The following is a 14,305-nucleotide window of genomic DNA, read 5'->3' as shown; positions in this document are numbered from 1 at the left end:
AATTCCGGTTAGTGGATCGTCGGCTTTTTCACTTCACTCGGTTTTACGCCAAATTCAGCGTGAACGGTCAATACACATGCTTTGACGTGTTCAATCACCTGTTCCAGCAAAATAGCTTGCTCATTCAAGTCGTCTTCTTCATCAATACCAAGCTTGGAGATCTCTTCCAAATCGCCCAGCGCTTCTTTTACGTCTGTAGGAACCTTTTGCAAAGCCTGATTTGCTAAACCAAAACCAGAGATGAAATGGTTGATCCAATCAGATAGACCGTCGGCAGTAGCAAACAAGTCACCCTCTTGATCAGCAAGCAGTAAAGTGAGTTCAAACTGATTAGCAGCAAGCTCTTTCAAGGTTGCTTTTAGCAGGTTTTCAGCAGTACCAACCGTACTGATTGGCCAGCCCATACCGTCGTTTGTGTAATCAAAAAGAAGTGGTTGCCAGCTATTGTCATTCGCTGTTAACCCACCACTTAGCATACCTGTTAACAAACCGTGCAATTCCGCAGGAGAAACCGCCAGTTGTGCCGACTTGAGCTCATTGGTGAGTTGTTGATAGGTTGGATGGGTCACGTCACTCATAAAGTATTCGCTATAATTAAGTTAATTGGGCTAATCGTATCACTTAAGCTGCTGAGCGAAAATGTAAAGCGTCAGGTATCTGGAAATCCAGTCACCAAATTGACGATTTCGTGTGTAGTTAGTCCCGCAATCTGGGGAAACGATCATGGAAAGGCTTGAATCTTATAGTCGCTTTACCTATAGTTTCCTCCCTGACAGACGCGTTCAGTCGCGCTCTGTTTTTGGTTTGGTCGAGAGTGTACCGTAATGAGTAATCAGGCAGTTGAAGTTGAAATTCTGGGAAAGCTGACGCGAGTGAATTGTCCTCCGGGGCAAGAAGAGTCCTTGCTTAAAGCCGCTGAAGATCTGAATACGCGATTGAATGAAATGGCGGAAAGAACTAAGGTAACCAATACAGAAAAACTTCTCACTATTGCTGCATTGAACATCTGTTACGAACTTCAGCTCTCCAATCAGGAAAAGCAAGGTCAAGCCAGCGAAATTACAGAGCGAATGGAACTGCTCTCGGCGTCACTAGACGGTGCGCTCAAACAGCTAGGACGCGAATAACGATTTTACCCTGGGGTGTGCGTCAGCGGATTTAAGTCCCTGAGCCGATAAGCAATACTTAAGGGTTAGTACTTGATAGCTATTGAGCAAGCTCGGCTCGAACCGAGAAGCCTACGGTTACCATTGCTGATCCGCCTTGAACCAGCTGGTTCAAGGGCCACAATCCTCAACGGCACCCTGGGGTTCCTCAATGCAAAACTTCTCTCTTTCCGCTGAATCTGCAAAGCAAAGACAAACCATACGCAAAAAAATCCGTCAGAAAAGACGTAGCCTTTCGGCACAAGAACAACAACGCGCCTCTGATGACCTTTTGTTCCAATTCCAACAGCTTCCGATGGCAACATCAGCCAACACTGTCGCGTTATATCTTGCCGTTGACGGAGAGCTGGATTTATCGCCCGTCATTGAGTGGTATTGGCAGCAAAATAAAACGGTCTGTCTGCCGGTTATTCACCCCTTCTCAAATGGTCATCTGTTATTTTTAGAATACACACCAACAACTGTTATGGTGCCAAATCAGTACAACATTGATGAACCAAAACTCAGTACTCAGGACATTATTCCTACCTCACAAATAGACGTGATTTTCACGCCGCTCGTTGCCTTTGACGACAGTGGGCAACGTCTAGGCATGGGAGGTGGTTATTATGATCGGACATTATCGACGTGGCAGTCCGCATCCGATAGCCATGCCATTGGTTTGGCACATAACTGCCAGCAGGTTGGTGCCCTTCCTGTTGAGGCGTGGGACGTTCCTCTTCAAACCATCATCACACCCGCCAAAATCTGGCAATGGCACCAGAACTAAGCTTTAAAATTTAAATGATCAAAAAGACAATATATTCGCGCTGATCACTGCATATCGCGTTGGAATGAGTATATAATCGCGCGGATTTCATTAGTTCACTAAATTCTGGAGATAGGCATGACTCAAGATGAAATGAAAAAAGCCGCGGGCTGGGCAGCACTTAAGTATGTTGAAAAAGGCAGTATTGTCGGTGTTGGTACTGGTTCGACCGTTAATCACTTCATCGATGCGCTAGGCACAATCAGAGAAGAAATCAAAGGTGCTGTATCTTCTTCAGAAGCGTCTACCCAGCGCCTGAAAGAACTCGAAATCGAAGTTTTTGAATGTAATGACGTTTTTGAGCTGGACATTTATGTCGACGGCGCAGACGAAATCAACCCAAACCGCGAAATGATCAAAGGTGGCGGCGCGGCGTTAACACGTGAGAAGATTGTCGCAGCCATCTCGAAAAAATTCATTTGTATCGTCGACGGTACGAAAGCGGTTGATACTCTAGGCGAATTCCCACTGCCTGTTGAAGTGATTCCAATGGCACGTTCATACGTAGCTCGCGAATTATTGAAGTTGGGTGGCGATCCGGTTTACCGAGAAGGTGTACTTACAGACAACGGTAACGTGATTTTGGATGTATACGGTATGAAAATACAAAATCCGAAAGAAATGGAAGATAAAATCAACAGCATTGCAGGTGTCGTCACCGTAGGTCTGTTCGCCCATCGCGGTGCTGATATTGTTATCACTGGCACTCCGGAAGGTGCAAAAATCGAAGAGTAAAAGTGCATACTTTGATTGGAGATATTTGCATTTTTATGCGCCTTCAATCATGCATTTCCGTCATTTGATTACAAACGGCACCAAAAGGTGCCGTTTTTGTTTCTTTTCATAGAAGAAATTATTCCTTATTCCGTAATTTTCTTACCCAAAGCGAATATTTTTTGTTACTTTATTGTTCAATACATACATAAGGAAAACGTTTGCGTCTCTCCTCTGTGTATCGCTTTTAGCCCGAAGTTTAAGGACGATAATCAATGGCCAAAGTTTCACTGCAAAAAGATAAGATTAAAATTCTCCTCCTTGAAGGTCTTCACCCTTCTTCTGTAGAAGTATTCCAAGCGGCTGGATACTCCAACATTGAATACATCAAAGGTTCTCTTGCCGAAGAAGACTTACTCGAAGCAGTAAAAGATGTACATTTCATTGGTATCCGTTCCCGTACCAACCTGTCAGAAAAGGTTTTTCAGGCTGCTGAAAAGCTAGTAGCCGTTGGCTGTTTCTGTATTGGTACAAACCAGGTTGATCTAAAAGCGGCTGCAAAACGCGGTATTCCAGTATTTAATGCCCCATTCTCCAACACGCGTAGTGTTGCGGAGCTTGTGCTTGGTCAGATTTTGCTTCTACTTCGTGGTATTCCAGAGAAGAATGCTCTTGCTCACCGAGGTATCTGGAAGAAGAGCGCAGACAGCTCATACGAAGCTCGTGGTAAACGTCTTGGTATTATTGGTTACGGACACATTGGTACTCAGCTGGGTATCATTGCTGAAAACCTGGGTATGCGCGTTTACTTCTACGACATTGAAAACAAGCTGTCTTTGGGTAACGCAACCCAAGTTCACACAATGAGCGAACTGCTGAACAAGTGTGACGTGATTACTCTGCATGTGCCAGAAACAGATGGTACTAAGAACATGATGGGCGAAGCGGAATTTGCTCGCATGAAGCCAGGTTCGATCTTTATCAACGCCGCTCGCGGTACGGTAGTAGACATTCCAGCCTTGGCTTCCGCTCTGGATACGGGTCATCTTTCAGGTGCGGCCATCGACGTATTCCCTGTTGAGCCGAAAACTAACGCTGACCCGTTCGAATCTCCACTCATTCAGTTCGATAACTGTATTCTGACACCACACGTTGGTGGTTCGACTCAGGAAGCGCAGGAAAACATCGGTGTGGAAGTAGCAGGTAAGCTGGCGAAATACTCAGACAACGGTTCGACGCTATCAAGTGTGAACTTCCCTGAAGTATCACTTCCTGAACATCTGGACGCATCTCGTCTGCTTCACATCCACGAAAACCGCCCGGGTATCCTGACTCAGATTAACACCATCTTCGCTGAAGAAGGCATCAACATCGTAGGTCAGTATCTACAAACCAACTCAGAAATGGGTTATGTAGTTATTGATGTTGAATCTGATCGTTCAGAAGAAGCTCTGAAAAAGCTGAAGAGCATTGAAGGCACAATCCGTGCCCGCATTCTTCACTAATTCAAGTCGTATATAACTAAACGGGGACGCTTGATGCGTCCCCGTTTCTATTTCACTCGATTCACTTAAAGGCGTCAGTTCAGTCTTTAAGCTTGTATACCACGTCCACTCTGTCACGAATGACAATACTGGAATCCTGATAACTGTTAGACGCTTTCTCGGCACCCAGTGCCATGCTGCGCATCAAAGCCGGGCTATGAGAACTGTTGTTGTAACTGATTCGCCAGACGCTATCGACATCAAGTTCAAAACCTTCTGCCAGTGAGCGCGCTTTATCATTGGCATCTTTTATCGCAGCTAAACGGGCTTGCTGCTGATACTTGGACTCATCTTTTACTTTGAGCTGAATATCATCGACACGGTTAATTCCATCGCCCAAAGCGCCATCTAGGTAGCTGTTGAGGTTCTCCAACACCTCAACAGTAACCGTCACACTGCGCGACGCCTGATAACCCACCAACTCCACTTTACCGCTTTTGGGATAGTGATATTGAGGTGCCAGGTAGAGGTTAGTGCTGGAAATGTTGTCTCGCTTCACACCTGCCTGAGTTAGACGTTCAACAAACGAGCTGACTGCCTTATCTACTGCTTGCTTCGCCTGCTCCGCGGTCATCATGGTTTCCACTACCTGAACGGTAAATTCTGCCATATCAGGGACTGCCGTCACTTCTCCGTATCCCGATGTAGAAATATGTGGAAAAGAGAGCTCTTCTGCGTTAACGGGTGTCATTATCACGCCCATCAACAATACGCCGATCATCGATAGTTTTTTCATGCCGTTCTCCTCGGTTGCTTCGCTATAATAGACGCACAAGTGTTAATTTGATTCCACTCTGAATCATAATTGACACAAACTTTACTGAGGCAAATGTGTACGCGCATAGTCAATGATCGATTGAGACACTTCTTTTAACACTCCACTCTCTAATTGCCAGTGATGCCAGTACATTCGGTGAGACAGAAAGAACCCAGGCGTAATGTCTATCAGCACCCCTTTCTCCAATTCGGTTTCAATTTGCTGCCTTGGAATTAAACAATACGCTACGCCACTCAACGCCAACTTAACAAATGCCTCTGAGCTTCGGACTGTGTGCTTTAACACGCTACCCGTAGGCAAATTAAAGTGCTGGTGAACAAATCGCTCGTGCATGTCGTCATGCTGATCAAAAGCAACGGCGGGGGCACGTTTTAACGCTTCGCGATTTACGCCTTCTGGAAAATAAAGTGCGCAGAATTCTGGGCTTGCAACACAAAGATAATCGACACGCCCCAGATAATCGGCATCACAACCGGGAATAGGCTGGTCTTCCAAGCTGATGGCTCCGACCACTTCCCCACTTCGCAACTTGTCTATGGTTCTCCCCTCATCATCCACCACCAAGTTCAGCTCCACACGCTTTTGTCTTAACAAAGGAGAAAGACTTGGCAGTAACCAAGTTGCCAGGCTATCGGCATTCGTTGCTAACGCCACAGATAGGGGACGCTCACTGTTTTCGGTACTGAGTTCGGGCAGTAACTCTTCTTCAAGTAGGCAGACACGCCTGTATAGCCCCAACAACTTCTTACCTGCCTGAGTCGCTCTGGGTGGCTGCTCACGAACTAATACTGGCTGCGCTAGCCATTTCTCAAGTTGTTTAATTCGCTGTGATACCGCAGACTGAGAAATACAAAGCTGTTCAGCGGCCCTCTCAAATCCGCGCTGAGTAATCACACAGTCCAGTGCCTCAATCCATCGATAATCTAATCCGCGCATCACTTTTTCTCCTAGCTCTTCTCAGAACATAAGTCTAACTTATCTATCATTAAAATTATTAGCTTAATTTATTTTGCGCAAACAATTATCCTCGCCACTCATTTTTGATATTTCTATTTTTTGGTAAGGGTAAAGCTGTGAACTTCTGGGTGTTATTACAAGGTTTTGGGTTGGGAGCAACGATGATCATTCCTATCGGTGCGCAAAATGCCTACGTTCTAAACCAAGGCATTAAACGTAATCATCACCTGACAACCGCGACAATTTGCAGTTTGCTGGATGTCTTTTTTATCTCGCTGGGCATCTTTGGCGGCGGTGCTATTTTGTCACAGAATGAAGTATTGCTGACTTCAGTCACTCTTGGTGGTATCGCTTTCCTGACGGTCTATGGTTTGATGTCCCTGAAGAGCGCATTTGCATCTGCTGAGAAAAAAGAATCCACTGCACAAATTACGGCTCGTGGAAAACGTGCTGTCGTTTTAGGTGCGCTGGCGGTAACTGTTTTAAACCCGCACTTGTATCTGGATACTGTTGTAATACTAGGCTCTATCGGTGGGCAATATGAAGGTAACGACCGCATTGCTTTCGCCATTGGTACTATTCTGGCGTCATTCGCCTGGTTCTACAGTTTATCGATGGGTGCAGCCAAATTAGGACCGACGCTATCAAAACCTAAGGTGAAAAAAGGCATTGATATTGGCGTCGCGGCTATGATGTTTACTATCGCCTTTATTCTTGCTAAAGGCTTGTGGCAACAATACATGATTTAACAGCACACGAATCGCACGCTCTGAAATCAAAAAGCGCTTAACTTTCGTTAAGCGCTTTTTGGTTTTCGAGTAACCCTAAAATTGAGCTCGACAGTTAGTCGGCTTTGTTTAGGTTTACATCCATTTGTGGGAATGGAATTTCGATACCAGCTTCATCAAGAGCTTCTTTGATTGCTTGCAGAGAATCGAAGTAAACATTCCAGTAGTCTGCAGTTTTCACCCATGGACGAACCACAAAGTTAACTGAAGAGTCAGCCAGCGCAACCACACCAATAGTCACACCTGGTTCTTTCAGGATACGCTCATCTTTTGCCAAAGTTTCAGCAATGATCTCTTTGGTTTTCTTCAGGTCAGAACCGTAAGAAACACCAATAACGTGGTCGATACGACGTGTCTGATGGCGAGAGTAGTTTGTGATTGGACCACCAATAACACCGCCATTAGGCACTACAACCATCTTGTTGTCTGGTGTAGTAAGAACCGTTTGGAAAATCTGAATGGAATCAACAGAACCAGATACGCCGCCAATTTCAACGTAATCGCCCGATTTGAATGGACGGAACGCTACAATAAGCACACCCGCAGCAAAGTTAGACAATGAGCCCTGAAGTGCAAGACCAACAGCCAAACCAGCCGCACCAATTACAGCAACAACTGAAGCGGTTTGTACACCAAGGCGACCTAACGCCGCAATAAGAACGATAACGAACAACAGGTAACGAACCAGCGCGTGGATAAACTCCACTACCGCTTTATCCATGTTCTTCTTCTTCATTACCTTAGCAACGCTGTTTGCGATTGCTTTAACAATGATGTTACCGATAAACAGTATCAGAACTGCTGAAAGAATATTCACACCGTACTGGATGATCAGATCCGAGTTATTTGTCAGCCAAGATTCCATTTCACTGACTCCTCCTGCTAAGTTTAAGTTATCAACCACTGATGGTTCGCTTGCCATTCCTATTTACCTCTAGGTTTTATTTTGATTTGTTGTGTTTCATTCCCCGTCAGCTATGAACTGCTAATTTAGGGAACGACGTCTCTGCGACAGAATTTCGACAAAATATCTTACAATTGAACATATGAAAAGTCATAGTCTCGTTAATATTGAGACAGCGGCTTAAAAATTTGGTCTTTTTAAGAAAGACTTATGCAACCCTACAGATAAACCCTCATCAACTTTAGCTGGCTTTACCAAGATCGCAAGCATAAAAAAACCCGCTCGAAAGCGGGTTTTTGAAGTATGTAAATGACTATCTTATAGCACGTCTACAGCGTTAAGGTCTTTAAATGCCTGCTCTAGACGAGTAACCATTGAAGTTTGTGCTGCACGTAGCCATACACGTGGGTCGTAGTACTTCTTGTTAGGTGCATCTTCGCCCGTTGGGTTACCGATTTGACCTTGTAGGTAGTCGCGGTTTTCTGCTTCATACGCGCGGATACCATCCCAAGTTGCCCACTGAGTATCAGTGTCGATGTTCATTTTGATAACACCGTAGCCGATTGACTCTTGGATTTCTTCTTGAGAAGAACCAGAACCACCGTGGAATACGAAGTTTAGAGCGTTTGGAGCAATACCAAACTTCTCTGCACAGTAAGCTTGAGAATCACGTAGGATAGTTGGAGTCAGTACAACGTTACCTGGCTTGTATACACCGTGTACGTTACCGAAAGATGCAGCGATAGTGAAACGTGGGCTGATAGCGTTCAGTTTCTCGTAAGCGTACGCTACGTCTTCTGGAGAAGTGTAAAGCTCAGACGCGTCCATGTGAGAGTTGTCTACGCCGTCTTCTTCACCACCAGTACAACCTAGTTCGATTTCTAGAGTCATGTCTAGCTTAGCCATGCGCTCTAGGTACTTAGCAGAGATTTCGATGTTCTCTTCTAGAGACTCTTCAGAAAGGTCAATCATGTGAGAAGAGAATAGAGGCTTACCAGTTTGCTCGTAGAACTCTTCACCAGCGTCCAGTAGACCGTCGATCCATGGAAGCAGTTTCTTAGCAGCGTGGTCAGTGTGTAGGATTACTGGTACACCGTAAGCTTCAGCTACAGCGTGCACGTATTTCGCACCAGCAACAGCACCAAGGATTTGAGCACCTTGACCTTCAAGTTTTACGCCTTTACCAGCGAAGAAAGCAGCACCGCCGTTCGAGAACTGAACGATAACAGGCGCTTTAACTTTAGCTGCTGCTTCTAGTACTGCGTTTACAGAGTCAGTACCAACACAGTTAACCGCTGGAAGTGCAAAGTTGTTTTCTTTAGCAACTTCAAAAACTTTCTGAACGTCATCACCAGTAATAACACCTGGTTTTACGAAGTCGAAGATCTTAGACATGGATGTAATCCTATTTATCTGTCGTTTTAAAAATAAAACTGGGTAAGTTTAAATTCTTGCAAACGTTTGCTCACAACGCGGGGTATTCTAACAGAGAACCATTCGGCATGCAGCAAACAAGAAAGCGGGAGAATGCTCCCCCGCTCTCGATAATTCTTTACTTAGCGCGCTCTTCTAGCATCGCTACTGCAGGCAGAACTTTGCCTTCAACGAATTCAAGGAACGCACCGCCACCTGTAGAGATGTAAGAAACGTCGCCCTTGATACCGAACTTGTCGATAGCGGCTAGTGTGTCACCGCCACCTGCTACAGAGAAACCTGCAGATTCAGCGATTGCTTTAGAGATACCCGCTGTACCCGCTTCGAAGTTCTTGAATTCAAATACGCCAACAGGACCGTTCCAAAGGATGGTTTTCGCGTTACCGATGATTTCAGCAAGAGCAGCTGTTGAGTCTGGACCCAAGTCGAAGATCATGTCGTCATCAGCTACTTCAGAAACTGGCTTGATTTCCGCTTCTGCATTTTCGTCAAACGCTTTTGCACATGCCACGTCAGTCGCTACTGGGATAGAACACTCTTTCATTAGTTTCTGTGCAGTTTCAACCAGGTCTGCTTCGTATAGAGATTTACCTACGTTGTGACCATCAGCCGCGATAAAGGTGTTTGCGATACCACCACCAACAACAAGTTGGTCTGCGACTTTAGAAAGAGACTCAAGAACAGTCAGCTTAGTAGAAACTTTAGAACCACCAACGATAGCAACCAGAGGACGCTCTGGGTTATCCATCGCTTTACCTAGTGCTTCCAGTTCAGCCGCAAGAAGAGGACCCGCACATGCGATTGGCGCGTTCATGCCAACACCGTGAGTAGACGCTTGTGCACGGTGAGCTGTACCAAATGCATCCATTACGAAGATGTCACAAAGTGCCGCGTATTTCTTAGACAGTTCTTCTTCGTTTTTCTTTTCGCCTTTGTTGAAGCGAACGTTTTCCAGAACAACTAGCTCACCAGTGTTTAGCTCAAGACCGTCAAGGTAATCTTTTGCCAGTTTCACGTCGCAATCTAGTGCGTCGTTAAGGTAGTTAACTACAGGTTGTAGAGAGAACTCTTCAGCGTATTCACCTTCAGTTGGACGACCTAGGTGAGAAGTCACCATTACTTTCGCGCCTGCTTCTAGGCAGTGCTTGATAGTAGGCAGAGAAGCAAGGATACGTGCATCAGAAGTCACTTTGCCTTCTTTTACCGGTACGTTTAGGTCAGCACGGATGAATACACGTTTACCTGCTAGTTCCAGGTCAGTCATCTTGATTACAGACATGATTTGTCCTCTCAACGTTCAATTTATAAAGTCTGAAAGCTCAGCTTCTTGCTAAGCCAATAAATTCTAAAACTGCTTGCATAAATTGGGGCGAATTGCATTTATTTCAAGCCCCAAAATTAAACTTTTACTACGTTGTATAGCCCAATTTGTGCATGGTCAACGCCGTATCAAGCATCCTGTTAGCAAAACCCCATTCGTTATCACACCACACCAGCATCTTCACAAGATGTCCGTTGCTCACACGCGTTTGTGAGCCGTCTACAATGGCACTGTGGGAGTCGTGATTAAAGTCGATGGAAACTAACGGCGCCTCAGTATAGTCAACAATGTTGTGTAATGTACACCGAGATGCGTTAATAATGGTTTGATTTACGTCATTAACTTTCACATTCGTATTTATTGTTACACTTAAATCCATTGCGGTGACGTTTACTGTGGGAACACGCACCGAAATTGCTTCAAATTTGTTGGAAAATTTCGGAAATATACGTTCGATTCCCAAATGTAACTTAGTATCGACAGGAATGATAGATTGGCTCGCAGCCCGCGTACGACGCAGGTCCGAGTGGTACGCATCAATGACCTGCTGGTCATTCATAGAAGAGTGAATGGTAGTAATGGTACCAGAGTCGATGCCAAAGGCTTCATCTAACACTTTGATAATTGGGACAATACAGTTCGTGGTACAAGAACCATTCGAAACCACATTGTGTTCTGCCACGAGAGATTCGTGGTTCACTCCATAAATAATGGTGTTGTCTAAATCACTTGCACCTGGGTGTGAAAACAGCACTTTTTTAGCACCTGCTGCAATGTGCTTCTGGCCATCTTCCTGAGAGCCATATACGCCAGTACAATCAAGCACTACATCGACCTCAAGATCACGCCATGGTAATAAGTTGATGTCTTCCAGATGCAGAATTCTAATAGAGTCATGTTCACCACTTTCGTGATGAATAAACAGATGCTCTTGATCGTGAGAAACTTTTTTGAAAAACCGACCGTGAGAAGTGTCGTATTGAAGTAGGTGTGCCATGGCTTCAGGCTGAGCCAGTTCATTCACCGCAACCACTTTGATCTGCTGGTTCTTATTGCTTTCATAGACTGCACGCAAAACATTGCGTCCAATTCGACCAAATCCGTTGATCGCGACTTTTAGCATCACCGCTGTCCTCACATAAATTGCGTGGAACAGATAGTAACTGATATTACTAAAACTTCACAAGCTAACTGAGGTTAACCTTTGTCTGAACCTGCCTTCATCGCACCAAAACCGCACCTGATGCCTTGCTGTGAATGGCACAAATGATAGGATTCAATTTTGACTTACTTGGAACTTGCAAAGCAACAAGTTAAAAACATGAAGTCACTCGCATCAAATCATCTAACTCTTTGAACATTAGAAATTTATTCTAGTACATTAATCACGTGCAACTTTTGGCGCTTTCTAAAATCATTTTTTCACCAAAAGGACACGCACATGACAGAATGGCCAGCCGAACAGTATTGTGATACCTGTAGGACGACCACCAGCCACAAAGAAATGATGGTACGTAAGCCAAGCCGCTACGATACCGACTATTCTATATCCGGCAGAATAAAGCTGTTTCTCCATTCATGGATAAACGCAGGTGAATACCACGATATGAATCGCTACGTCACCTGTAAAGCGTGTAACACCAAATCGCTGGACAATCGCGGAAACGAATTCGAGTGATAAAAAAACCGAGCCACTGGCTCGGTTTTTTTCTTTTGGCTACTTGATTAAGCCAACAGTTCGTTTGCCGTCTCAACCACGTTTTCTACGGTGAAACCGAACATCTTGAACAGTTCGCCTGCTGGTGCAGATTCACCGAATGTCGTCATACCGATGATGCGACCGTCGAAGCCTACGTACTTGTACCAGAAGTCAGCGATGCCCGCTTCAACTGCGATACGCGCAGTCACGTCTGATGGCAGTACGGATTCACGGTAAGCTGCGTCTTGCTTGTCGAATGCATCCGTAGAAGGCATAGATACGACGCGAACTTTCTTACCTGCTTCAGTCAGTTTTGCTGCTGCTTCAACAGTCAGCTCCACTTCTGAGCCAGTTGCAATCAGGATAAGATCAGGCTTGCCATCGCTGTCTTTCAGGATGTAGCCGCCTTTGGCGATGTCAGCAACTTGTGCCGTGTCACGCTCTTGCTGGGCAAGGTTCTGACGAGAGAAAATCAGAGACGTAGGACCGTCTTTGCGCTCAATCGCCAGTTTCCATGCTACCGCAGATTCTACCTGGTCACATGGACGCCATGTGCTCATGTTTGGCGTCAGGCGAAGAGAAGCGATTTGCTCAACCGGCTGGTGAGTCGGACCATCTTCACCCAGACCGATAGAGTCGTGCGTGTACACCTGAATGTTCTGCACTTTCATCAGTGCCGCCATACGCATCGCGTTACGCGCGTATTCCATGAACATCAGGAAGGTCGCGCCGTAAGGGACAAAACCACCGTGAAGCGCGATACCGTTCATGATGGCCGTCATTCCGAACTCACGCACACCGTAGTGGATGTAGTTACCGGACGCATCTTCTGCCGTCAGTGACTTAGAGCCAGACCACATGGTCAGGTTTGAAGGCGCAAGGTCAGCCGAGCCGCCCATGAAGTCAGGCAGGATAGCGCCGAACGCTTCCAGTGCGTTTTGAGACGCTTTACGTGATGCGATGTTGGCTGGGTTTGCCTGAAGGTCAGCAATGATTTGGTTCGCTTTCGCTTCCCATTCTGCTGGCAGGTCGCCGTTTACTCGACGCTTGAATTCAGCGGCAAGCTCTGGATACGCTGCTTCATAAGCTGCAAATTTCTCGTTCCACGCTGCTTCCTTAGCTGCGCCTGCTTCTTTCGCAGACCACTCTGCGTAGACTTCCTGCGGAATTTCAAAAGGACCGTGCTCCCAACCTAAAAACTCACGTGCTGCTGCAATTTCTTCATGACCCAATGGTGCACCGTGACAGTCGTGCGAACCGGATTTATTTGGTGAACCGAAACCGATGATGGTCTTAGTACAAATCAACGTCGGGCGAGGGTCAGCTTTCGCCGCTTCAATTGCTGCATTAATGGCTTCAGCATCGTGACCGTCGACCGCTGGAATCACATGCCAGCCGTACGCTTCAAAACGCTTAGGCGTGTCGTCAGAGAACCAGCCTTCCACTTCACCGTCGATAGAGATGCCGTTGTCATCCCAGAACGCAATCAGCTTGCCAAGACCCAATGTGCCTGCAAGTGAACACGCTTCGTGCGAGATGCCTTCCATCAGACAGCCGTCGCCCATGAAAGCGTAAGTGAAGTGGTCAACAATGTCGTGACCGTCTTTGTTGAACTGCGCCGCCAGAGATTTCTCTGCCAGTGCCATGCCCACTGCGTTGGTGATGCCCTGACCCAGAGGACCTGTCGTCGTCTCAACACCTGGTGCGTAACCGTATTCCGGGTGACCTGGGGTCTTAGAGTGCAGTTGACGGAAGTTCTTCAACTCTTCGATTGGCAAATCGTAACCCGCCAGATGAAGCAGAGAGTAAATCAGCATAGAGCCGTGACCGTTAGACAGCACAAAGCGGTCGCGGTCTGCCCACTCAGGGTTCGATGGGTTGTGGTTTAGGTGAGAGCGCCAAAGAACTTCAGCGATGTCTGCCATACCCATAGGTGCGCCTGGGTGACCGGAGTTCGCTGCTTGAACGCCATCCATGCTCAGAGCACGAATTGCGTTAGCCAGATGTTTACGAGAGGACATGTCTGCTCCTGAATGCATTAAGCGAATTGAAAGTAGAAATTGTGAGGGCGTATTGTCGCAAAGCACAATAGGTGCTGCAATCGATTTACCGACCATTTTCGTGACGTTCACTACTCTTTTTCTACAATCTGCGCCAACGTCTTCGAAAATACGCAACATTGCGCAATCGAT

14 protein-coding genes and 1 other RNA gene are annotated in these 14,305 nt (G+C 46.1%); 7 read left to right on the top strand and 8 right to left on the bottom strand.

All coding sequences use genetic code 11. The annotated features are described in order from the left end of the window. Nucleotides 1-8: 8 nt before the first annotated feature. On the bottom strand, nucleotides 9-578 hold the full coding sequence (locus tag INR79_RS02045; RefSeq protein WP_004401338.1) for a YecA family protein: 570 nt from the start codon (nucleotides 576-578) through the stop codon (nucleotides 9-11). 246 nt (nucleotides 579-824) lie between these two features. Between INR79_RS02045 and zapA the strand changes: the two genes are divergently transcribed. The 5 genes from zapA to serA all read left to right on the top strand — a co-directional run bounded on the left by zapA (nucleotide 825) and on the right by serA (nucleotide 4,193). Continuing rightward, a complete protein-coding gene (gene zapA / locus INR79_RS02040) occupies nucleotides 825-1,127 on the top strand; it encodes a cell division protein ZapA (protein WP_004401339.1) in 303 nt (100 codons plus the stop codon). 4 nt (nucleotides 1,128-1,131) lie between these two features. Beyond that, nucleotides 1,132-1,315: non-coding RNA, 6S RNA (ssrS, locus tag INR79_RS02035), on the top strand. Between the two features lie 2 nt (nucleotides 1,316-1,317). Then, nucleotides 1,318-1,935, top strand: coding sequence for a 5-formyltetrahydrofolate cyclo-ligase (locus INR79_RS02030; RefSeq protein WP_223095826.1), 618 nt, complete (start codon nucleotides 1,318-1,320; stop codon nucleotides 1,933-1,935). Nucleotides 1,936-2,052: 117 nt separating this feature from the next. Next, nucleotides 2,053-2,709 carry a ribose-5-phosphate isomerase RpiA gene (rpiA, locus tag INR79_RS02025; protein ID WP_022549527.1) on the top strand — a complete coding sequence of 219 codons (657 nt, stop codon included), beginning with the start codon at nucleotides 2,053-2,055 and terminating at the stop codon, nucleotides 2,707-2,709. A gap of 254 nt (nucleotides 2,710-2,963) precedes the next feature. Beyond that, nucleotides 2,964-4,193, top strand: coding sequence for a phosphoglycerate dehydrogenase (serA, locus tag INR79_RS02020; RefSeq protein WP_004401342.1), 1,230 nt, complete (start codon nucleotides 2,964-2,966; stop codon nucleotides 4,191-4,193). Between the two features lie 79 nt (nucleotides 4,194-4,272). Here serA and INR79_RS02015 read toward each other — a convergent pair whose 3' ends face one another. Together INR79_RS02015 and INR79_RS02010 are read right to left on the bottom strand one after the other, a co-directional pair. Then, a complete protein-coding gene (locus INR79_RS02015; protein ID WP_004401343.1) occupies nucleotides 4,273-4,968 on the bottom strand; it encodes an oxidative stress defense protein in 696 nt (231 codons plus the stop codon). An 81-nt stretch (nucleotides 4,969-5,049) separates the two neighbouring features. Continuing rightward, nucleotides 5,050-5,946: a LysR family transcriptional regulator ArgP gene (locus INR79_RS02010; protein ID WP_223095824.1), complete on the bottom strand. Its 897-nt coding sequence runs from the start codon at nucleotides 5,944-5,946 to the stop codon at nucleotides 5,050-5,052. Between the two features lie 137 nt (nucleotides 5,947-6,083). On the opposite strand from INR79_RS02010, the gene INR79_RS02005 reads away from it, so the two are divergent. Next, nucleotides 6,084-6,716, top strand: a complete 633-nt coding sequence (locus INR79_RS02005) for a LysE/ArgO family amino acid transporter (protein ID WP_223095822.1) — start codon at nucleotides 6,084-6,086, stop codon at nucleotides 6,714-6,716. A 94-nt stretch (nucleotides 6,717-6,810) separates the two neighbouring features. Here INR79_RS02005 and mscS read toward each other — a convergent pair whose 3' ends face one another. From mscS to epd, 4 genes are all read right to left on the bottom strand, one after another. After that, nucleotides 6,811-7,677, bottom strand: a complete 867-nt coding sequence (mscS, locus tag INR79_RS02000) for a small-conductance mechanosensitive channel MscS (protein WP_022600526.1) — start codon at nucleotides 7,675-7,677, stop codon at nucleotides 6,811-6,813. Nucleotides 7,678-7,977: 300 nt separating this feature from the next. Next, nucleotides 7,978-9,054 carry a class II fructose-bisphosphate aldolase gene (gene fbaA / locus INR79_RS01995; protein WP_004401347.1) on the bottom strand — a complete coding sequence of 359 codons (1,077 nt, stop codon included), beginning with the start codon at nucleotides 9,052-9,054 and terminating at the stop codon, nucleotides 7,978-7,980. A 157-nt stretch (nucleotides 9,055-9,211) separates the two neighbouring features. Further along, nucleotides 9,212-10,372 (bottom strand): phosphoglycerate kinase, encoded by a 1,161-nt coding sequence (locus tag INR79_RS01990; protein ID WP_004401348.1) that lies wholly within the window; start codon nucleotides 10,370-10,372, stop codon nucleotides 9,212-9,214. 130 nt (nucleotides 10,373-10,502) lie between these two features. Then, nucleotides 10,503-11,537, bottom strand: coding sequence for an erythrose-4-phosphate dehydrogenase (epd, locus tag INR79_RS01985; RefSeq protein WP_223095820.1), 1,035 nt, complete (start codon nucleotides 11,535-11,537; stop codon nucleotides 10,503-10,505). Nucleotides 11,538-11,855: 318 nt separating this feature from the next. Here epd and INR79_RS01980 point away from each other — a divergent pair, with 318 nt between their 5' ends. Then, nucleotides 11,856-12,092 carry a hypothetical protein gene (locus tag INR79_RS01980; protein ID WP_022549524.1) on the top strand — a complete coding sequence of 79 codons (237 nt, stop codon included), beginning with the start codon at nucleotides 11,856-11,858 and terminating at the stop codon, nucleotides 12,090-12,092. Between the two features lie 47 nt (nucleotides 12,093-12,139). On the opposite strand, the gene tkt is transcribed toward INR79_RS01980, so the two are convergent. Then, nucleotides 12,140-14,134, bottom strand: a complete 1,995-nt coding sequence (tkt, locus tag INR79_RS01975) for a transketolase (RefSeq protein WP_262415374.1) — start codon at nucleotides 14,132-14,134, stop codon at nucleotides 12,140-12,142. Nucleotides 14,135-14,305: the final 171 nt, after the last annotated feature.

Origin of the sequence: Vibrio sp. SCSIO 43132, assembly GCF_019904195.1 — a bacterium.
GTDB classification, from domain to species: domain Bacteria; phylum Pseudomonadota; class Gammaproteobacteria; order Enterobacterales; family Vibrionaceae; genus Vibrio; species Vibrio nigripulchritudo.
This window is presented reverse-complemented; position numbering and strand designations above follow the sequence as displayed.